The 18,709-nt window shown below is 65.6% G+C and carries 20 protein-coding genes; 15 read left to right on the top strand and 5 right to left on the bottom strand.

The features are described 5' to 3' along the window. Window positions 1–3 precede the first annotated feature (3 nt). From ABIE53_RS11945 to ABIE53_RS11905, 9 genes are read left to right on the top strand one after another with little or no spacing between them, the layout of a single operon-like run. On the top strand, window positions 4–1,368 hold the full coding sequence (locus ABIE53_RS11945) for a TadA family conjugal transfer-associated ATPase (RefSeq protein ID WP_114156170.1): 1,365 nt from the start codon (window positions 4–6) through the stop codon (window positions 1,366–1,368). After that, window positions 1,361–2,479 (top strand): type II secretion system F family protein, encoded by a 1,119-nt coding sequence (locus ABIE53_RS11940; RefSeq protein WP_107706824.1) that lies wholly within the window; start codon window positions 1,361–1,363, stop codon window positions 2,477–2,479. Before ABIE53_RS11945 ends, ABIE53_RS11940 begins: the two co-directional genes overlap by 8 nt. Window positions 2,480–2,481: 2 nt before the next feature. Further along, window positions 2,482–3,591: a type II secretion system F family protein gene (locus tag ABIE53_RS11935; protein ID WP_107706722.1), complete on the top strand. Its 1,110-nt coding sequence runs from the start codon at window positions 2,482–2,484 to the stop codon at window positions 3,589–3,591. Between the two features lie 49 nt (window positions 3,592–3,640). After that, complete coding sequence (locus tag ABIE53_RS11930) at window positions 3,641–4,468, top strand: tetratricopeptide repeat protein (protein WP_244231003.1); 828 nt, start codon at window positions 3,641–3,643, stop codon at window positions 4,466–4,468. A 26-nt stretch (window positions 4,469–4,494) separates the two neighbouring features. After that, complete coding sequence (locus ABIE53_RS11925) at window positions 4,495–4,857, top strand: DUF3613 domain-containing protein (RefSeq protein ID WP_107706724.1); 363 nt, start codon at window positions 4,495–4,497, stop codon at window positions 4,855–4,857. Between the two features lies 1 nt (window position 4,858). Continuing rightward, complete coding sequence (locus ABIE53_RS11920; RefSeq protein ID WP_376915212.1) at window positions 4,859–5,779, top strand: TadG family pilus assembly protein; 921 nt, start codon at window positions 4,859–4,861, stop codon at window positions 5,777–5,779. Continuing rightward, complete coding sequence (locus ABIE53_RS11915; protein ID WP_376915210.1) at window positions 5,710–6,666, top strand: Tad domain-containing protein; 957 nt, start codon at window positions 5,710–5,712, stop codon at window positions 6,664–6,666. The genes ABIE53_RS11920 and ABIE53_RS11915 overlap by 70 nt, the downstream gene beginning before the upstream one ends. 10 nt (window positions 6,667–6,676) lie before the next feature. Then, complete coding sequence (locus tag ABIE53_RS11910) at window positions 6,677–8,068, top strand: sigma 54-interacting transcriptional regulator (protein ID WP_107706726.1); 1,392 nt, start codon at window positions 6,677–6,679, stop codon at window positions 8,066–8,068. 49 nt (window positions 8,069–8,117) lie between these two features. Beyond that, window positions 8,118–8,861 (top strand): DUF2968 domain-containing protein, encoded by a 744-nt coding sequence (locus tag ABIE53_RS11905; protein ID WP_053858219.1) that lies wholly within the window; start codon window positions 8,118–8,120, stop codon window positions 8,859–8,861. Window positions 8,862–9,104: 243 nt separating this feature from the next. Here the strand turns inward: ABIE53_RS11905 and ABIE53_RS11900 are convergent, their stop codons facing one another. Next, the gene (locus ABIE53_RS11900; RefSeq protein ID WP_053858218.1) at window positions 9,105–9,323 is read right to left on the bottom strand and encodes a hypothetical protein; all 219 of its coding nucleotides are present in this window, start codon (window positions 9,321–9,323) and stop codon (window positions 9,105–9,107) included. A 299-nt stretch (window positions 9,324–9,622) separates the two neighbouring features. Here ABIE53_RS11900 and ABIE53_RS11895 point away from each other — a divergent pair, with 299 nt between their 5' ends. Further along, window positions 9,623–9,847 (top strand): hypothetical protein, encoded by a 225-nt coding sequence (locus tag ABIE53_RS11895; protein WP_053858217.1) that lies wholly within the window; start codon window positions 9,623–9,625, stop codon window positions 9,845–9,847. Window positions 9,848–9,871: 24 nt separating this feature from the next. Here ABIE53_RS11895 and hfq read toward each other — a convergent pair whose 3' ends face one another. Further along, on the bottom strand, window positions 9,872–10,375 hold the full coding sequence (gene hfq, locus ABIE53_RS11890; protein WP_192698859.1) for an RNA chaperone Hfq: 504 nt from the start codon (window positions 10,373–10,375) through the stop codon (window positions 9,872–9,874). Between the two features lie 358 nt (window positions 10,376–10,733). Here hfq and ABIE53_RS11885 point away from each other — a divergent pair, with 358 nt between their 5' ends. From ABIE53_RS11885 to ABIE53_RS11865, 5 genes are all read left to right on the top strand, one after another. Next, window positions 10,734–10,877: a hypothetical protein gene (locus tag ABIE53_RS11885; protein WP_165919791.1), complete on the top strand. Its 144-nt coding sequence runs from the start codon at window positions 10,734–10,736 to the stop codon at window positions 10,875–10,877. A gap of 14 nt (window positions 10,878–10,891) precedes the next feature. Beyond that, window positions 10,892–11,422, top strand: a complete 531-nt coding sequence (locus tag ABIE53_RS11880; protein WP_053858215.1) for a sigma-70 family RNA polymerase sigma factor — start codon at window positions 10,892–10,894, stop codon at window positions 11,420–11,422. Next, window positions 11,419–12,294, top strand: a complete 876-nt coding sequence (locus ABIE53_RS11875; protein WP_192698860.1) for an anti-sigma factor family protein — start codon at window positions 11,419–11,421, stop codon at window positions 12,292–12,294. Before ABIE53_RS11880 ends, ABIE53_RS11875 begins: the two co-directional genes overlap by 4 nt. 28 nt (window positions 12,295–12,322) lie before the next feature. Next, the gene (locus ABIE53_RS11870) at window positions 12,323–13,900 is read left to right on the top strand and encodes an FAD-binding oxidoreductase (protein WP_114156169.1); all 1,578 of its coding nucleotides are present in this window, start codon (window positions 12,323–12,325) and stop codon (window positions 13,898–13,900) included. Window positions 13,901–14,014: 114 nt separating this feature from the next. Continuing rightward, window positions 14,015–14,431 carry a hypothetical protein gene (locus ABIE53_RS11865; protein ID WP_107706729.1) on the top strand — a complete coding sequence of 139 codons (417 nt, stop codon included), beginning with the start codon at window positions 14,015–14,017 and terminating at the stop codon, window positions 14,429–14,431. A gap of 18 nt (window positions 14,432–14,449) precedes the next feature. On the opposite strand, the gene ABIE53_RS11860 is transcribed toward ABIE53_RS11865, so the two are convergent. The 3 genes from ABIE53_RS11860 to ABIE53_RS11850 all read right to left on the bottom strand — a co-directional run bounded on the left by ABIE53_RS11860 (window position 14,450) and on the right by ABIE53_RS11850 (window position 18,683). Further along, the gene (locus tag ABIE53_RS11860) at window positions 14,450–15,430 is read right to left on the bottom strand and encodes a DUF1571 domain-containing protein (protein ID WP_374710142.1); all 981 of its coding nucleotides are present in this window, start codon (window positions 15,428–15,430) and stop codon (window positions 14,450–14,452) included. Window positions 15,431–15,522: 92 nt separating this feature from the next. Further along, on the bottom strand, window positions 15,523–17,301 hold the full coding sequence (locus ABIE53_RS11855; RefSeq protein WP_107706731.1) for an AMP-binding protein: 1,779 nt from the start codon (window positions 17,299–17,301) through the stop codon (window positions 15,523–15,525). Window positions 17,302–17,381: 80 nt separating this feature from the next. Further along, window positions 17,382–18,683: an acetyl-CoA C-acetyltransferase gene (locus ABIE53_RS11850; protein ID WP_107706732.1), complete on the bottom strand. Its 1,302-nt coding sequence runs from the start codon at window positions 18,681–18,683 to the stop codon at window positions 17,382–17,384. Window positions 18,684–18,709: the final 26 nt, after the last annotated feature.

Genomic DNA, 18,709 nt, shown 5'->3' with positions numbered 1-18,709 from the left:
ACGATGGCAAAAGAAATCGAATTCGCCGACAACGCGCCGTCGTTTGCGCAAAGCCAGCAGTTCCAGGACATCAAGAACGCCGCGCACGAACATCTGCTCACGCGTATCGAGGAACTCGGCTCGGAGTTCGGCCGCTGGTCGCGCAACGCGATCAATCAGTTCGTCGATCTGGAAATGGACAGCTTCGTGCGGCTGCGGCGCGTGCCGATCAACGAGGCCGAGGTGCGCGCGATTGCCGACGCGTTGACCAAGGAGCTCGCGGGCTTCGGACCGATCGAGGATCTGCTCAACGATCCGGCCGTCGAAGACATCCTGATCAACGGCTATAACGACGTGTACGTGTCGCGCCACGGCATCCTCACGAAGATACCGGTGCGTTTCGCCGACAACGCGCATTTGCTGCGCATCGTGCGGCGCATTCTCGCGCCGATCGGCCGGCGTCTGGACGAATCGAATCCGATGGTCGATGCGCGCCTGCCGAACGGCGGACGCGTCAACGTGGTGATCGAGCCGCTGTCGATCGACGGGCCGATCGTGTCGATCCGCAAATTCCGCAAGGACCCGCTGCGTCCCGACGATCTGCTCGGCAACGGCACTTACAGTCCCGAAATCGGCGCGCTGCTCGAAGCCGCGGTCATGGCGCGCTGCAATGTGCTGGTGTCGGGCGGAACGAGTTCGGGCAAGACGTCGCTGCTCAACGCGCTGGCCTTTCACATCCCCGAGCCGGAGCGTGTCGTGACGATCGAGGACACGGCCGAACTGTCGCTCAACCATCCACATGTGGTGCGGCTCGAAAGCCGTCCGGGCGGCTTCGACGGTGCGGGCGTCGTGACGATCCGCGACCTGCTGCGCAATACGCTGCGCATGCGCCCGGACCGCATCATCGTCGGCGAAGTGCGGGGCGGCGAAGTGCTCGAAATGCTCCAGGCGATGAACACGGGCCACGACGGCTCGATGGGCACCGTTCACGCAAGCTCGCCGCGCGAGTGTCTGTACCGGCTCGAAATGCTGGCGGGCTTCGCGGGCTTCCAGGGCACCGAGTCGAGCCTGCGCCGTCAGATCGCCAACGCGATTGACTTCATCGTGCAGATCGGGCGGCTTTCGAACGGCCGCCGCCGCATTCTGTCGATCACCGAAGTGACGGGCCTGTCGGACAACATCATCGCGACGCAGGAGTTGTACCGCTACGAGCCGGTGCTGTCCGCGGACGGCGAAGAGCTCGATCAATGGGTGTCGCTCGGCATTCATCCGCATTCGCCGAAGCTCGCGCGCTTCCGTCAGCCGCTCGGGGGTGTGGGCTTCGGCGGTAGCGGCGGTGGCGGTTTTAATGGCGGCGGTGGTGGCGGTTTCGGCGGCTTCAATGTCTAGCGCCGCATTGATCTTTGCCGCGCTCGCGCTGCTGTGCGCGGCGCTTGCGCTGCTCGTCCTGCAGCGCGGCGCGCAACGCAAGGAGCAGGCGAGCGCGGAGCGCTTTATCGACAGCCGGATGAGCGTCGCGTCGACTGCCGCGATGAGCGGCGCGGCGATGGCATCGGGCGCAGCGGGTGCAAGCGGTGCTGCAAGCGCGCCGCGTGGCGCATCGTCTTCGGGCGGCGCTTCGTCTTCGTCTTCGTCTTCGGGCGCGGCCACGGGATCTGCGTCCGCTTCCGCACGCCGCGCCGCGCCCGGCGTCGCGTTCGCGCCGCGAGCGCCGGCCGCCGACGCGGGCTGGGACGCGCATCTGCGTTATCTGGGCGCACGCGTGCGCTATGCAATCGGCGCGAGGCTCAACCGCGCCGGACTGCGCAACGCGCGCGCGTCGCTCGCCGCGGTTGCGGCCATCGTCGCGACCTTGTGTCTCGTGGCCGGCAGCCAGGGCGGCCCGCTCGCCGCCGGCATCACGCTGCTGGGCTGCGCGGTGTTCCTCTACTTCGTGACGTCGATGCGCGCAAGCCGGCGCCGTCAGGCGATCGTGCGGCAACTGCCGTCGTTTCTCGACGGCATCGTGCGTCTGATCACGCTCGGCAACAGCGTGCCCGCCGCGTTCCAGGCCTCGCTGCAAACCACCGAGGCGCCGCTGCGCGAATGCCTGGACCACGTTTCGCGGATGCTCAGATCGGGCGTCGAGATCGACCGCGCGCTGTCTCACGTCGCGGTGCTGTACGGCGCGCGCGAACTCGAACTGGTGGGCGCGGTGCTGCGGCTCTCCGTTAAATACGGCGGCCGCGCGGACGTCATGCTCGACCGCATGTCGTCGTTCATGCGCGATCTCGAGCAGGCCGAACGCGAACTCGTCGCGATGTCGTCGGAAACGCGGCTGTCGTCGTGGGTGCTTGGCATGTTGCCCGTCGGCATAGGCGGCTTTCTGATTCTGACGAACCCGCGCTATTTCGGCTCCATGTGGTTCGATCCGGGCGGCCGCCAGATTCTCTATCTCGCGTTCGCGCTGCAATTGACGGGCGCGTATCTGCTCTACCGGCTCGCCCGGTTGAAGGCATGACGATGCGCCCGAACGAACTCTTCGCTCTTGCGCTTGCGTTCGCCGCCGCGGGCTTGCTGCTGCTTGCCGGCTTGCTGGTCGCGCGTCTTGCCGCGGCACGCCGCAGCGCTCGCACGCTCGCGCACGCACTCGACGGACGCGCGCTGCAAAGCGCGGCGGCAGCGGGCGCTCGTGGGGCGCAGGCGGGCAATGCGGCGAATGCCGCGCAGGGCGGCGGTGCTGCGAACGCATCGAGCGCGGCAAGCGTGGCAAGCGTGGCTAATCTGGCTAGCGGGTCGCACGCGTCCAACGCATCGTCCTCGCGCGGCACTTCGGCCAACGTCAAGCGCGCACGCGGCATGAAAGGCCTGCTCGAACGATGCGCCGACGCCGGCACGCGCTGGCTCGACACGTCGATTGGCCGGCAGGTCGTCGCGCAGGAGGACCGGCGGCTTCTCGAACAGTGCGGTTTCGTCGATGCCCGCGCGCGCGGACTGTTCCTGATGGCGCGGATCGCGGGCGCGATTGTGCTGCCGCTCGTCGCCGGCCCGATCGCGCACGCGCATGTCGACGGTCCGCGTTATGTGCTCGTCGTGATCGTCGCGTTCATGTGCGGCGTGATGGCGCCGAAGCTGGTGTTGCGCCGGCGCGCGGCGGCGCGTCGCGGCGCGGTCGTCGACGAATTGCCGATGCTCGTCGATCTCTTGCGCCTCTTGCAGGGCGTCGGTCTCTCGCTCGATCAAAGCCTTCAGGTGATGGTCAACGATTTTCGCGGCGTCTTGCCCGTGCTCGCGAGCGAACTCGAAATCGCGCAAGGTCAGTTCGCCGCGGGCCGCACGCGCGAGCAGTCGCTGTCGCGACTTGCGTCCAGCTTCGACAACGAAGACCTGCGCGCCGTGGTGCGCCTGCTGATTCAGGTGGACCGCCACGGCGGCGCAGTGCAGGAACCGCTCAAGCAGTTCGGCGACCGCCTGCGCGAAACGCGCCGCGCGATGCTGCGCGAACGGATCGGCCGAATGGCGGTGAAGATGACCGGCGTGATGATCCTGACACTGCTTCCCGCGCTGATGATCGTCACCGCGGGGCCGGGTGTGATGTCCGTGTCCCATTCGCTGAAGTCGATGCATCGGTAAGGAAACAGCAATGCAATTGATCAAGATACCGAACTATTCCGCGCGTGCGATGCGCTGCGCTTGCAGCGCGTTGGCGCTCGCGTTGCTCGGCGCGTGCGCGTCGCAGCAGTCCGGCTACGGCATCGGTCCGCAGGCCGAGCGGCAGGCCATGCTGCAGCGGACCAATCGCGATCCGGCGCCGGACACGCCGGGCATGTACCTGGGTCTGATCGACCGGATGCAGTCGCAAGGGCTTTACTTCGCGTCGCTCGCGCATATCGACGCGTTCGAGAAGCAGTACGGCGTCACGCCGGATTCGATCCTGTTGCGCGCGGACGCATTGCGCATGACCGATCAGCCGGAGGCGAGCGCGGCCGCTTACGCGCAGTTGTTACAGACGCCGCTGGCGGCGCGCGGGCATCGCGGGCTCGGATTGATCGCGGGCGGACAGGGCGACTTCGGCCGCGCGGCGAGCGAGTTGCAACAGGCGGCGCAGCTCGCGCCGACCGATGCGACGGTGCTCTCCGACCTCGGTTACGCGCGCCTGCGTGCGGGCGACGTCGCTGGCGCGCGCGTGCCGTTGATGAAGGCGGCGGAACTCGATTCGACGAACCCGAAGGTCGTCAGCAATGTCGCGCTTTTTCTGCTGGCGAACGGGCAGGCGGCCGCTGCACAGGCGCTGATGAACCAGCAGAAGCTCGCGCTCGACGTGCGCGCGGCGATCCGCAGCGATGCGGCGAAAGTCGCCGCCGCGAGCCGCGACGGTGCGCATGCGGGCGCTGCCGTCACCGGCATGACGGTTCCGTCGAGTGCGCGAAACGCGCCGGCGGGCACGGTCGCGAGCATGCAGAACACGATGGAACCGGCGCCGCGTCTCTTGCAACGGTTCGCACAATAACAGGCGGCGCGGCCGCGGAGGGTAGCGTGAAAAATAACGAAAGAATCGGGATGCGGTGGCGCTGGTGGTGCTTTGCAGTGCGCGCGTCGGTGTTCGTGCTGGCGGCGGGTGCGGCCGTGCACGCGAGCGCTCAGTCGGCGGCAGCGGGTGAGCCCGCCGTCGTAAGCAGCGAAGTCGGGCATTCGACTTCAGCATGGCTCGAGCTTCAGCGCAGCAACGCGCAAGCCGCAGCCCCTCAGCCGATGCTCGGCGAAGAGGCGGGGCTCGCCTATCGGCGCTACATGCAGTCGTTCAAATCGCGCATTCCCGATCTGTACGGTTCGGCGCTCAACCAGGGCAGCGGCGGCGGGCAGGGCGGCGGGCTCACGGGCCAGTTGCCGCAGAACTGATATGCGATCAGCCGATTCCGTCCACCGCCGTTTGCGATCGCTGCGCACGCATCGTCGCGCAGGCGCTGCCCTTGCGCTCACCCCGCGCCGGCAGCGCGGCGCGATCGCGCTGCTGGCGGCGGTGTTCGTGAGCGTCGCGGTGATCGCGCTCGGCGCCGTGGACATCGGCCACTTCTATTACGCGCGCCGCGATTTGCAGCGAACCGCCGATCTCGCCGCGGCGGCCGGCGCTCAGGTGATCGGCAGCGCGGGCGGCTGCGCGGCGGCCGCCAACACGGCGCGGCTGAACGCAACCGCAAACGGTCTGCCGGCCGACGGCACCGTCCAGGTCACTTGCGGACGATGGGACCCGTCGGCCAATGCGGGCCAGTCGTATTTCGTTGCGTCGGGCACGCCGCTCAATGCGGTGCAAGTGGTGGCGAGCCGGCCCGTGCCGTTTCTGTTTCTGATCGGCCAGGCGCGCGACCTGAGCGCGAGCGCCGTCGCGCAGGCGACCAACATCAGCTCGTTCTCGCTGAGCACGTCGGTGGCGAGCCTTTCCGGCGGTCTGCTCAACGGATTGCTGAACGGCTTGCTCGGCACCAGCCTGAATCTCGACGTCGGCTCTTATCAGGGGCTCGCCACCGCGCAGGTCAAGCTGGCGGATCTGGCGGCCGCATTGGGCGTCGCGTCGATGTCGCAGTTGCTGCAGACGCAGGTGACGGTGAGCCAGCTCGCCACCGCGATGGCGACCGTGCTCGGTCAGAGCAAGGTGGCGAGCGCGAGCGCGACCAGCGCGCTGGGCGCGCGATTGCGAGCGCATCGACGGGATCGACGGCGATCCGGCTCGGCGACACGACGAGCGCAAACGGCTTGCTCGCGATCGGTCTGGCGAACCCGGAGGCGGCCGCGTCCGCCACCATCAACGCGCTCGACGCGCTGATGATCGCCGCCGAGATCGCGCACGGCAGCTCGGCGGTGAACCTGGGCACCGCGCTCAATCTGAGCCCGGTCGCGAACGTCACGGCGCAAGCGCGGGTTCTGAAGCCGCCCGTGATCGCGGTGGGCGAGGCCGGCACCTATCCGGACGGCCGCTATCGGACGAGCGCGCATTCGGCGTCGGTGCAGCTTTATCTGAACGTGCAACTGGTCAACGCCAAGCTCGGGCTCGGGGCGGGATTTCCTTCGCTTGTCAACGTGAGCCTTCTCAATCTGCCGATTTACCTCGAAGTCGCGCCCGGCACCGCCGGCTTGCAAAGCACGCAGTGTTCGACGCAGAAGTCGACGAGCTATAGCGGGATCGACGTCAGGCCAGGCGTGCTGTCGATGTGCGTGGGCGGCGACGCGTCCAGCAACCTGACCAATAGCAGCGTGCCGACCACTTGCTCGACGCCCGCGTCGCTGACTTCAGTGAGCGTGCCGTTGCTGAGTCTCGGCGTAATCGACGTGACGGTCGGCAGCAGTTCGCCGGCGAACGGCTTCAACCTTCATATACAGCCGCAGTCGAGCGTGCTGCGCTTTAACAACGTGGCCGGCGATGCCGACGACTTTCAGAGCACCAACACCAACGCGCTCGGTTCGGCGACGAGCGGTCTTGTGGGCCAGCTCGCGGCCGGGCTCGCGGGCTCGATGCATGCGAGCGCGCTCGGCCTCGACATCACCGTTCTTGCCGCGCCGCTCGTTGGCGCGCTCGCCGGGACGCTCACGCCCGTACTGAATTCGCTCGACCTGCTGCTCGTTCCGCTTCTGCAACTCCTCGGCGTGCAGGTCGGCGTCAGCACGGTTCACAGCCTCGGACTTGCCTGCGGTCAGGCACAACTGGTTTATTGATTCGGCGACCATGAGAACCACCACCAAAATCGAGGAACTCGATATTTACGTCTGGGAGGGCAAGGCCGACATCGTCGACCGGGTCGCGCGCTGCATGGCGAGCTTCGACGTCGAAGTGATCCGTGCGGATGACATCGCGATCTCGCCCGAGCGGACCGCGCAGCGGCCGTCGCTCGCGATCATCAGCGTCTCGGTGATCGACAGCGGCGCGCTGATCGTGCGCGACTGGCAGGCCGCTCACGGCATTCCGGTCGTGTGGGTCGGCGCGGCGCCGCGCGACCACGATCCGTCGATGTATCCCGCCGAGTATTCGCACATTCTGCCGCTCGACTTTACGTGCGCCGAGTTGCGCGGCATGGTGACGAAGCTCGTGCTGCAAATGCGCGCACACAGCGCGAAGACGCACGAGTCGGACGCGATCATCGCCAACTCCGAATGCATGCAGGCGCTGCTGCACGAAGTCGATACCTTCGCCGACTGCGACACGAGCGTGCTGGTGCACGGCGAGACCGGCGTCGGCAAGGAGCGCATCGCGCAACTGCTGCACGAAAAACATAGCCGCTACGGCAAGGGCCCGTTCGTCGCGGTGAATTGCGGCGCGATTCCGGATGGCCTGTTCGAGTCGCTGTTTTTCGGGCACTCGAAGGGCTCGTTCACGGGCGCCGTGGTCGCGCACAAAGGCTACTTCGAGCAGGCCGACGGCGGCACGCTGTTTCTCGACGAGATCGGCGATTTGCCGCTTTATCAGCAGGTCAAGCTGTTGCGGGTGCTCGAAGACAGCGCCGTCACGCGCATTGGGTCCGCGACGCCCGTCAAGCTCGACTTCAGGCTCGTCGCGGCGACCAACAAGCATCTGCCGCAGCTCGTGAAGGACGGCACTTTTCGCGCGGACCTCTATTATCGGCTGGCGGTGATCGAGCTAAAAATCCCGTCGCTGGAAGAGCGGGGCGCCGTCGACAAGATCGCGATCTTCAAGGCGTTTATCGCGCATGTGGTGGGCGCCGAGCGCCTCGCCGGCTTGCCGGATTTGCCGTACTGGCTCGCGGACGCCGTCGCCGATACGTATTTTCCGGGCAACGTGCGCGAACTGCGCAATCTCGCCGAACGGATCGGTGTGACGGTGCGGCAGATCGGCGCATGGGACGCCGCGCGTCTGCAGCGTCTGCTCGCGCTTGCCCGCAGCAGTCAGCCGGTGCCGGCCGAGAGCGCGGCCGAAGTGCTGGTGGACCGCAGCAAATGGGACATGGCGGAGCGCAACCGTGTGATCGCCGCACTCGACGCCAACAGTTGGCGGCGTCAGGACACGGCGCTCTATCTGGGCATCAGCCGCAAGGTGCTGTGGGAGAAAATGCGCAAGTACCAAATTTTCGACGAAGAGCCCGAAACCCGCGAAAGTGAGTAATAATGAGACGATTGGGAACTAAAACAAAAACTGTCGAAGCAGGAATTACATGGACCAAAAGTCGAAACTACGACAGATCGCCGTTGCCGCGATCATGGCGTTGGGGGTAGCACACGGCGCATGCGCACAGGCTCAGTCTTTGCCTCAGTCTCAGTCTCAGTCTGACAACAATGGCGCATCCGGCGTCGTTTCCCAACCGGGTGCGACAGTCGCGCTGCCGTCGACGCAGCCTGCGCAGCCTCAGGTTCAGACTTCCGCGCTCACGCCGGACGAAGCGAAGCAATCCGCCGCGGGCAACGTCGCCGAATTGCAGCAGATGATCAAGGGCTCGGACCTCAGCGAACTGCGCACCACGTACAACGGCAGCTACGGCGCGAGCTTGCTGTTCCACGGCAAGGAGATGACGTACTACGTCGCGCTCTTCCAGCAAAAGAACTTCTGGCGTGTCATCAAGACGCAGGACGCGGCGCGCGCCGAAATGATCTACCGCGATTTCGCGCGCCAGACGCTGCAACTGTCGGACGTGGAAATTCGCCGCACGCAACTCGAGGCGCAAAAGGCGTTCACCGAACGCATGATCGCGCTGTCGCAGAACCGTGCGAATCGCCTGCAGGCCGACCTCGATGTTGCGCGCCAGCAGCAGACGATCGTGGCCAACCAGCAGCAACAGACCCGCGCCGAAGCCGTGGCGCTCGCGCAGCAAAAGGCTGCCGCGCAGGAGCAACTGCGTGCGGCGCAGCGTCAGGTGCGCGAACTGCAGCGGCAGCTTGAAAGCGGCTTGCCGGTGCATTGAGGCGGAAGCGGCTGACCGTCTGACGGTCTGCTCGCACCAGATAAGCCGGGTGGGCGATGCTCAATACGCTCGCTCGGCTTGCTTTCATACGAGGCGTTACTCGACCGGCTTTGTCCTTGGCATAAATCAGCGTATCTGTCGGCCGGCGTCATCACGGCGCGCGTGCCGAAGGCGCTTGCGAATTGCGCACTGTGCCTGCGCGCGCCATGCGTTCGTGGCGCGCGACTGCGTTGCCGTTGCGCGCTAGCGCCGCTTCTTCTCTTCCCCTGGCTTCTGCGCTTGCCCCGGCGAATGCGGTTGCGCCTCCGACGCACGAGGCGCGTGATTCTCGTGGACGGCAATCGGATCGCTCGCGGGGAAGCTTTCTTCCAGCGCCTCGTCGAGGCGGCTTTCCGTAGAGTCGAGCACCCGCTCCGGCTGGTTTCCGGTGGACGGCGGCGCAGTGTGCTTCTTGCTCGTCATGACGGGCTCCCTTAGACGTAATCGACGATCCAGCATAGCGCAAACACTGCGCCGGCGACATTAGCCGGATGGCATAGGACCGCGACGCGCAACGCCAACACCGCGCCATCTAGTAAAGAAAAACTTCAAACGTAGGTTCGCCGGCTCGTTTTCCGTGTGTCGCAGGAATGCAGTGCGGAAAACAACCATCATCGGACGGTCGCGTGGACCGGCCCATCGCACCGCATGCGGCGCAACGACACTGTCCAGCTTCGGGAGGGGCGCAAACTCAAACGACCAACAACAAGGCAGCGAACACCATGAACACGAAACACGTGCGCACAAGGCGTTTCAACGCTTCACACGTGGTGGAAGCAGAACTGGATCATCTGGATTGGGCAACGAAACAGCCGACGCAACGGATGCTGGACGCCGGCTACTGGCGGCGTCGTCTGTTGGCGGTCAAATGCAGGTTCGAGCTGTCAGAACAACAGGTGGCGAGGGTGGAGAAAATTCTGCAGCGGCTCGGCCCTCTGCAGAAGTAAGCGGCGCTGCGCGCCGCTTATTGCTTACTCGTGGCCGCCGTTGCCGTTGCCATTACCGTTGCTGCCGCCACTGCCGTGATTGCCGTGGTTGCCGCCGTCGCCGCCCGTGCCGAACAGACGGCGCCGGCGCGTGACGACCACCGGCGTATCGGACGAACTGCCGCGCTCCGATGCGGGCCGGTCAGACGGTGCGCCGTACGATTCGCGCGGTTCACGCGGTTCCCGATGCTCGCGCGGCTCACGCGGCTCACGCGAGCCGTGCGGCCCGCGGGTGGTGTGCTCGCCATGCGACGGGCGGCCCGCGCGCGGAGCCGGACGGGTTCCGGTATCGAGCTGGATCGTCGAGATGGCGCGCTTGTAGATGCCCTGCAGGCCGACGGGCGTGCGCAGCATCACCAGATATTGGTCGAACGACTCGATGCACCCTGTCAGGCGGATGCCGTTGACAAGGTAAATCTCAACGCGCTTTCGTTCTTTGCGCGCGGCGTTCATGAAGTCGTTTTGCGGATGCGATTCTGCGGAAGCCATGGACAATTCAGGTTAGAAAGACGGTTGTTCGCCGCGATTCTACCCTGTGCGGGGCGGAACGCGTCGGCGGGCGAACTGCGTCCACTATAACGGCTTGCGCCCACATAAGCACCTGGTAACTATGGGCTGTAACGTTGAGTTACCAAATCAGCCGATGATTGACCGGCTTCTTCGGCCAGAGCGGGCGCTTCCCGATGCCGATGGCGGAAAAAGCTGGCCCCGCGGGATGCATCGTCGGAATAAATCGCCTGGCTGCAGCGTTAAGAGAGGGGACGGTGCAGGAAAGATGAGCACCGAGTTTGATCGACAGCCTCGCATGGGACGGAAGTAAGCGCCCTGCATGACAACGGAGACTCACATGAAACGCACTCGCATCCTCGGCATGATCGTCATGCTTTTCACACTCGCATTGGGTTCGCTCGCCACCACGGCGTGCTCGTCGACGGACAGCGGCGCGTCCAGCAGCGGCACGAGCGGCGGCAGCAGCAGCGGCGGCTACTGAGCGCTGCGCTCGGGGTGAGCTTCGAAGCGGAAGTGATTTCGTGGCTCCCGCAGTTGCGCCGCTATGCGCGCGCGCTGACGGGGGACCGCGCGTGGGCCGATGACCTTGTGCAGGACACGGCCGAGCGCGCGCTCGCGCGCTGGGCGGCGTTCCGGCCGAACAGCAATCTGCGCGCGTGGCTCCTGACCATCCTGCGGCATCTTTATATCGATCAGCTGCGCGGGCGCCGCGAAATCGCCGTCGATGAAGAAAGCGCCCCGTGGCGCAATCTCGAGGCGCCGCAACGCGAGGTCGACGGTCTCGTGCTGCGCGATCTGCAGCGCGCACTGTATCGCCTGCCGCTCGAACAGCGCGAGGTGCTGCTGCTCGTGTGCGTCGAGGAACTGACGTATCAGGAGACGTCGAAGGCGCTCGGTGTGCCCGTCGGCACGGTGATGTCGCGGCTGTCGCGCGGGCGCGAGCATCTGCGCGCGTTGCTGGAGGGGCCCGCGCAAGGGCCGGCGCGCAAGCCGCCGCCGTTGAAAGTAGTGAGAAATCCGCGATGAATAACGACCACGACGACCACGATTCCAGCTTGCCCGACGGGGTGGACCTGCGAGCGCTGTCGGCGTTCGTCGACAGCGAAATGCCGGATCACGAGCGCGAGCGCATCGCGGCGCTCGTCGCCGGAAATCCGCAAGCGGCCGCGCGGGTGGCCGCGTGGCGCGCGCAAAAGGCCGCGCTGCGCGTGTTGTGCGGCGTGTCGCCTGGCGAAGCGGAGCGCGTATCGGCGGATTATGCCGAGCCTGGCGGCCCCGATGAACCTCATGCCGCCGACGACCCCGCCGTCATCGTGCTGCGTCCGCGCACGCCGTGGTGGCGGCGCGTCGGCGTGGCCGCGTGCTGGCTCGCGGCGGGCGCCGGCCTCGCGCTCGCGCTCGGCCCGCTCGCGCCGCGTTTGACGGGCGGCGCGTGGAACGGTCTCGGTGCAAGCGCGCCCAGTTTCGCCGAACGCGCCGACATCGCGTATGCGGTCTATACGCCCGAGCGGCGACATCCGGTGGAAGTGGCGGCGAGCGAGGAAGAGCATCTGATCGCCTGGCTCTCCAAGCGTCTGAACCGGCCGCTTTCGGTGCCGTCGTTGCAGGAATACGGCTACTCGCTCGTGGGCGGCCGCCTGTTGCCCGGCGAGGCGGGACCGGCCGCGCAGTTCATGTACGAGAACCGCGGCGGCGCGCGCCTCACGCTGTACGTGACCGGCACCGCGCGCGACGAGAACGCGTTCCGTCTGCTGCGCGACGGCAACCGGCGCACCTTCTACTGGATCAGCGACGGCATGGGCTACGCGTTGTCCGGACCGATCGCGGAGGGCAAGCTGCGCTCAATTGCCGTCGACGTCTGCAGCGCGCTCGGCGGCAAGCCGGAAGCGTGGCAGTAGCGACGCGCGCGCCACAAACGGAGACCCCTTGAACCGCACCCTGCCGCCGAACGTTTCCGCCGCGCAGTTCGACGCTGCGCTGGCTGCCTGGCGCGCGATCGTCGGCGACCAGCATGTGGTGAATTCGGCGACCGCGCTGTCGACCTATCTCGACCCGTTCGCGCCCGGCGAGCGCGAGGCGTTCGCGGCGAGCGCCGCGCTGCTGCCCGCATCCGTCGATGAAATCCGTGCGGTGCTGCGCATTGCCAATCAATATCGCATTCCGTTGTGGACCGTTTCCACCGGACGCAACTTCGCGTACGGCGGCGCCGCGCCGCGTCTGACCGGCTCGGTCGTGCTCGATCTGCAACGGATGAAGCGCATCGTCGAGGTCAACGAATCGCTCGCGTATGCGCTCGTCGAACCGGGCGTCAGCTACTTCGATCTGCACGCGCACTTGCGCGAGAAAGGCTATCGGCTGTGGGTCGATCCACCGGCGGCGGGTTGGGGCAGTGTGGTCGGCAATACGCTGGAGCGCGGCTTCGGCTACACGTCGTATGGCGACCATGCGGCCACGCAGTGCGGCATGGAAGTGATACTCGCCAACGGCGACGTGCTGCGCACCGGCATGGGCGGCATCGACACGAGCACCGCATGGCAGCTTTATCAGCCGGGTTACGGGCCGTCGTTCGACGCGATGTTCATGCAGTCGAACTACGGCATCGTCACCAAGATCGGCGTGTGGCTGATGCCCGCACCGCCCGCGTATCTGCTCGGAGAAATTCAGTTTCGCCATGAAACGGATCTCGAAGCCATCGTCGAAATATTGCGGCCGTTGCGGCTCGACGAGACGATCCGCAATCATGCGGTGATCGAAGGCGGTTTGCGGCGCGCTGCCGGACTGTCGGCTCGCGCGCAGTGGTACGACGGTGCGGGCGCGATGCCGGAAAGCGCCATCACCGCGATGCTCGACAAGCTGAACGTCGGCCGCTGGAATCTGCATTTCGCGCTGTACGGCACGCCCGAGCTGGTCGACGCACGCTACGCGATCGTCGAGCGCGCGTTCGCGCGTGTGCCGCAGGCGCGAATCTTCGCGAAGCGTTATGCGGGCGACGCCGAGCCCACCGCGGGCGGCGATCGCAATCTGGCCGGCATCCCGGCGATGAGCGCGTTTCGCATGCTCGACTGGCGCGGCGGCGCGGGCGCGCATGTGGACTTCGCGCCGGTGTGCCCGGCGACCGGGCGCGATGCGCTGCGCCAGTACTTCATGGTGAAGGCGCGCGCGGCCGAATACGGCTTCGATTACTACGGCGGATTCACGGCGGGCGTGCGTCATCTGCATCACATCTTCGCGGCGATTTTCGATCGCGACGATGCGAACCAGGTCGAGCAGGCCGGCGCGCTATTGCGCTCGCTGATGAGCGACGCGCGCGCGGCCGGTTACGGACAATACCGCGCGCATCTCGCGTATATGGATTTCGCCGCCGCGCAGTACAGCTTCAACGAAGGCGCCTTGCTGCGGCTCTCGGAAACGATCAAGGACGCGCTCGACCCGAACGGCATTCTTGCGCCGGGCAAGCAGGGTATCTGGCCGGCGGCGTGGCGCCGACGGCGCGGCTATACGTAAGCGCAACATGAGCGCAAAGTGGAGCGCAACGTGGAGCGCAAAGTGGAGCGCAACGTGAACGCAACGTGAGCGCAAGCGGCGAAATGAGCCGCATCGAACAACCGGAGCACGAGCATGGACCGGCGCACTTTCATGATGACGAGCGCATGGCTTTCCACCACGGCGGGCTCCGTGTGGCCCTGGCTCGGCCACGCGGCGGCACGCGGCGACACCTTCGCGATCGCCGATTCGACGCTGCCGGCTAGCGCCGCGTTTGCCCGCTACGCCGCCGCGATGAACCTGCCCACTTTCGAAACCGGCGACGACATCGGCTTGCTATGGCACACCACGCTTTCACCGCTGCTGCACGCATCGGCTGCCAATGCAAACGCGGCGCGCTGGCTGATCGGCGTGACGCGCGCGTCCGATTACTTCGTGTTGAGAGAACTCGCGACTCGCGCGACGCATCGCATCGAGCATAGTCACGAACAGGCCGCGCAGTCCGCCGATGCCAAGCCCGCTCACGTCAGCTTCGTATTCGCGCCGCGTTGAGCCGCGACGACGCTAGGACTAGAATTTATAGGCCTTGTTTTGCGGGTCGAAAGTCGAGTCGTCGAAAGTTTTCGGCGTGATGGTTTCGAACACGATCTTCTCGAAGATGCGGCCGTCGTTGTCATAAGACTCGACGGTGCGGAAATACGGATGCCGCAAATCGAGCCCGAGCGTCTCCTTCTTCGCGTAGAACTGCGGCTGACCGGTCGGCGTCTCGAACGTGAACGCGACCACGCGCACGCCGTCGATGGTCTGCACGTCGATCTGCATCGAGCGCGGCAAGCCGGCCTCGATAAATTTCTTGCCCTCGGCGAGGTACTGCTGCGCGATGTATTCGGTGCCGAGATCGCGCACCTGGTGATTCGATTGCGAGCGGGCGAGCGCGCCGTTCAACGACGTCCATAACGGCATCACGTTCATGATGCCGCCGAGGTGCCCATACATTTCGTCGCTGCGCTTCGATTCGTCGTAGATGATTTCCTGGCCCGCGTGCCCGCCGTCGGGCAGCCACTTTGCGTAGATGCGCAGCGGGTCGTGCGCGACGCGCACCAGCATGTGATCGGGCTTGTCGGGCCACTGGCCGCGAACGCGCTCGGAGCGCGACATCGTGAACTCATACGACGCGTAGCCGTTCGGACCTTCCTTGATATAGCGAGGCAGCGCGAGCGGATCGAGCGACTTGAATAGCGCGACCAGTTGCGCGTCGTCGAGTGCTTCGAGCGTGCCGCTTTGCTGAGCGGCGCGCAGCCATTTGACCTGCTGATCGAGCGTCAACTTGCCGACTTGCGAAGCGGGCGTCGAAGGTGGCTTGACCGCGCTTGCGGTTTCGAGCGGCGGCGGCTTGTCGTCGTTTTGTGCGAAGGCGGGCGAGACGCCGATGCTTACGATTGCACATGCTACGGCGCACGCGACGAGCGCGCCGGACCGCAGCTTGCGAAACGGCAGCTTGTCGCGCTGAGCCGGCGGCGCGCAAACAGCGGCTGTCGCGTTCAAGCGCATCGCGCGAAACAACCGCAAGCGTGCGAACAGGCAAGGCGTCATCAAAACTCTCCCGAAAGGTGGCGCAACGCTTCACGCGAGCGCCTTGGGAGTCAGGCAGACTTTTGCTTCGCGAGTTCCTCGTCCCGCAGCGCGCGGCGCAGAATCTTGCCGACATTGGTTTGCGGCAACTCATCGCGGAACTCCACGACCTTCGGCACCTTGTAGCCCGTCAGATTCTTGCGGCAATGCGCGATCACCTGTTCGGCGGTCAACGACGGATTGCGCTTCACGACGAACACTTTCACGCGCTCGCCCTGGGCGTCGTCGGGCACACCGATTGCCGCCACTTCGCGCACGTCGGGATGCGCCGCGATTACGTCCTCGATCTCGTTCGGATAAACGTTAAAGCCCGACACGAGGATCATGTCCTTCTTCCTGTCGATGAGACGAATGAAGCCGCGCGAATCCATCACGCCGATGTCGCCGGTCGCGAGCCAGCCTTCGTCGTCGATCACCTTGGCGGTCTCCTCAGGCCGGTTCCAGTAGCCCTTCATGACCTGCGGGCCCATCACGCACAATTCGCCTGCCTCGCCGATGTCCGCCCAACTGCCGTCGTCTTTTCTGAAGCGCACTTGCGTCGACGGCGCGGGCAAGCCGATCGAGCCTTCGAAGTCGCGCAGGTTCGACACGTCGACGGGATTCATCGACACGATCGGCGAGCATTCGGTCAAGCCGTAGCCTTCGATAATCGGCTTGCCCGTCACCGCCTTGAAGCGCTCGGCCACCGACCTTTGCGTCGCCATGCCGCCCGCCATCGCGAGCTTGAGGTCGGAGAAATCGCGCTTGCGAAATTCCTCGTTCTCGAGAAACGCGTTGTACAGCGTATTGACCGCGGTCATGCCGGTGAACTTCTCATGACGGATGATCATCATCACGCGCTTCATGTCGCGCGGATTCGCGATCAGGATGTTGCGCCCGCCGAGTCCCATGAAGATCAGCGCGTTCACCGTCAGCGAATAGATGTGATAAAGCGGCAGCGGCGTGAGCACCGTTTCTATCTCGCCGCTCAATTGACCTTCGGACCACGCCTTCGCCTGCAGCAGATTGGCGATGATGTTGCGATGCGTGAGCATCGCGCCCTTCGCGACGCCCGTGGTTCCGCCGGTGTACTGAAGAAACGCGATGTCGTGATGCGTCGGGCGAACCGGTGTGAGCGGCCGCGCATAGCCGACGGCGAGCGCCTTCAGAAGCGGCACCGCTTGCGGCAACTGATACTCGGGCACCATCTTCTTCACATGACGCAGCATGAAATTGAGCAGACGTCCCTTGATATTCAGGCCGTCGGCGAGCAGGTCGCCGAGTCCAGTCACGATCACGTTCTGTATCTTCGTGCCCGGCAGCGCGTCCTGTACCGTCTTCGCAAAGTTCTCGAACACGATGATGGTTTGCGCGCCGCTGTCCTTCAACTGATGCGCAAGCTCGCGCACTGTGTAGAGCGGGTTCACGTTGACCACCACGGCGCCCGCCTTGAGCACGCCGAACAGCGATACCGGATACTGGAACGTATTGGGCAGCATGATCGCGACGCGTTCGCCGGGCTTCACGCCGATGCTCTGCAAATACGCGGCGAAGGCCGTCGCCTTGCGGCCCAGTTCGCCATACGTCATGCTCGCGCCGACGCTCACGTACGCAACGCGCTCGCGAAACTGCGCGATGCATTCGTCGAAGAATTGCACGAGCGACTCGTACTTGTTGACGTCGATTTCATGCGGCACGCCGGCCGGGTACGACGCGTACCAGATACCGTCGGTGTTGGGCGCGCGCCCGGCACGCCCGCTTGCCTGATTCGCAGCGGCGGGCGAGGGCGAGGCTTGAGTGGGCTCGGTCATCGGTCGTCTCCTGAAGCCGGGGCTTCATGTGTTTGTGTGCTGTTTGTGCAGTGCTTTGCTTATGGTTCGCGCGACGCCGGTCAGCGCTCCAGAATAGCCACCACGCCCTGGCCGCCCGCCGCGCAGATCGAGATCAATCCGCGCGCGGTGCCCGCGGGCTTATCGAGTTGCGCGAGCATCTTCGCAAGACCCGCGACGATGCGCCCGCCCGTCGCCGCAAACGGATGACCCGTCGCGAGCGAGCCGCCGTTGACGTTGAGCTTCTCGCGATCGATCGCGCCGAGCGGGCCGTCGAGGCCCAACTGCGTGCGGCAATATTCGTCATCCTGCCATGCCGCGAGCGTGCACAACACTTGCGCCGCGAACGCTTCGTGGATCTCGTAGAAATCGAAGTCCTGCAACGTCAGTCCCGCGCGTGCGAGCATGCGCGGCACCGCATACGCAGGCGCCATCAAGAGGCCCTCTTTCTTGTCGAAGTAGTCGACGGCCGCCGCTTCCGACCAGCTCAGATACGCCAGCACCGGCAGCCCGCGGCGCGCGGCCCAGTCCTCGCTCGCGAGCAGTACCGCCGATGCGCCGTCGGTGAGCGGCGTCGAATTGCCGGCGGTCAGCGTACCGGCGTCGCGATCGAACGCGGGCTTGAGCGAAGCGAGCCTTTCGAGCGTGAGGTCGGAGCGCAGATTGTTGTCACGCGCAAGGCCGCGGTACGGCGTCATCAGATCGTTGACGAAGCCGCGCGCGTACGCTTCGGCGAGCTTGCGGTGACTGTCGTAGGCGAGCACGTCCTGCGCCTCGCGCGAGATGTTCCAGCGCTTCGCCATCAGTTCGCAATGCTCGCCCATCGAAAGACCCGTGCGCGGCTCGCCGTTGCGCGGCAACAGCGGCTTGAAAAACATGCCGGGCCGCAGCTTCGCCAGCGCGCCGACGCGCTGACCTGGGCTGCGGCCGCGGTTCGCCTCGAGCAGAATCTTGCGCAGGTTCTCGTTCACGCCGATCGGCGCATCCGAAGTCGTATCCACGCCGCCTGCGATGCCCACGTCGATCTGCCCCAACGCAATTTTATTGGCCACGAGGATCGCGGTTTCGAGCCCCGTGCCGCATGCCTGTTGCACATCGTACGCGGGTGTTTCCTTCGCGAGTGTGGTGGACAGCACGGATTCGCGCGTGAGATTGAAGTCGCGCGAATGCTTGATGACGGCGCCCGCCGCGACTTCGCCGAGACGTTCGCCATGCAGGTTGTAGCGGTCGATCAGTCCTTGCAGCGTGAAGGTCAGCATGTCCTGATTCGACGCGGTCGCGTAGGCCGTATTCGAGCGGGCAAACGGAATCCGGTTGCCGCCGATAATCGCGACGCGGCGCACGGGTGGCAGCGGGTGAGGCATGCTCGGCTCCTTCTTGTGGCGTGTTG

This window comes from Paraburkholderia sp. OAS925, from assembly GCF_040543975.1.
Classification (GTDB): domain Bacteria; phylum Pseudomonadota; class Gammaproteobacteria; order Burkholderiales; family Burkholderiaceae; genus Paraburkholderia; species Paraburkholderia graminis.
Note: the sequence above shows the minus strand (reverse complement) of the source record. Positions and strands in the feature narration are given on the sequence as shown.

Bases quoted from the DNA above. Each gene is read 5' to 3' on its own strand.
- ABIE53_RS11865 (WP_107706729.1), top strand. From the start codon at position 14,015: ATGGACCGGCGCACTTTCATGATGACGAGCGCATGGCTTTCCACCACG.
- ABIE53_RS11855 (WP_107706731.1), bottom strand. From the start codon at position 17,301: ATGACCGAGCCCACTCAAGCCTCGCCCTCGCCCGCCGCTGCGAATCAG.
- hfq (WP_192698859.1), bottom strand. From the start codon at position 10,375: ATGGCTTCCGCAGAATCGCATCCGCAAAACGACTTCATGAACGCCGCG.
- ABIE53_RS11900 (WP_053858218.1), bottom strand. From the start codon at position 9,323: ATGACGAGCAAGAAGCACACTGCGCCGCCGTCCACCGGAAACCAGCCG.
- ABIE53_RS11930 (WP_244231003.1), top strand. From the start codon at position 3,641: ATGCGCTGCGCTTGCAGCGCGTTGGCGCTCGCGTTGCTCGGCGCGTGC.
- ABIE53_RS11945 (WP_114156170.1), top strand. From the start codon at position 4: ATGGCAAAAGAAATCGAATTCGCCGACAACGCGCCGTCGTTTGCGCAA.
- ABIE53_RS11860 (WP_374710142.1), bottom strand. From the start codon at position 15,430: ATGCGCTTGAACGCGACAGCCGCTGTTTGCGCGCCGCCGGCTCAGCGC.
- ABIE53_RS11885 (WP_165919791.1), top strand. From the start codon at position 10,734: ATGAAACGCACTCGCATCCTCGGCATGATCGTCATGCTTTTCACACTC.
- ABIE53_RS11875 (WP_192698860.1), top strand. From the start codon at position 11,419: ATGAATAACGACCACGACGACCACGATTCCAGCTTGCCCGACGGGGTG.
- ABIE53_RS11920 (WP_376915212.1), top strand. From the start codon at position 4,859: ATGCGATCAGCCGATTCCGTCCACCGCCGTTTGCGATCGCTGCGCACG.
- ABIE53_RS11940 (WP_107706824.1), top strand. From the start codon at position 1,361: ATGTCTAGCGCCGCATTGATCTTTGCCGCGCTCGCGCTGCTGTGCGCG.
- ABIE53_RS11905 (WP_053858219.1), top strand. From the start codon at position 8,118: ATGGACCAAAAGTCGAAACTACGACAGATCGCCGTTGCCGCGATCATG.
- ABIE53_RS11935 (WP_107706722.1), top strand. From the start codon at position 2,482: ATGCGCCCGAACGAACTCTTCGCTCTTGCGCTTGCGTTCGCCGCCGCG.
- ABIE53_RS11895 (WP_053858217.1), top strand. From the start codon at position 9,623: ATGAACACGAAACACGTGCGCACAAGGCGTTTCAACGCTTCACACGTG.
- ABIE53_RS11910 (WP_107706726.1), top strand. From the start codon at position 6,677: ATGAGAACCACCACCAAAATCGAGGAACTCGATATTTACGTCTGGGAG.
- ABIE53_RS11850 (WP_107706732.1), bottom strand. From the start codon at position 18,683: ATGCCTCACCCGCTGCCACCCGTGCGCCGCGTCGCGATTATCGGCGGC.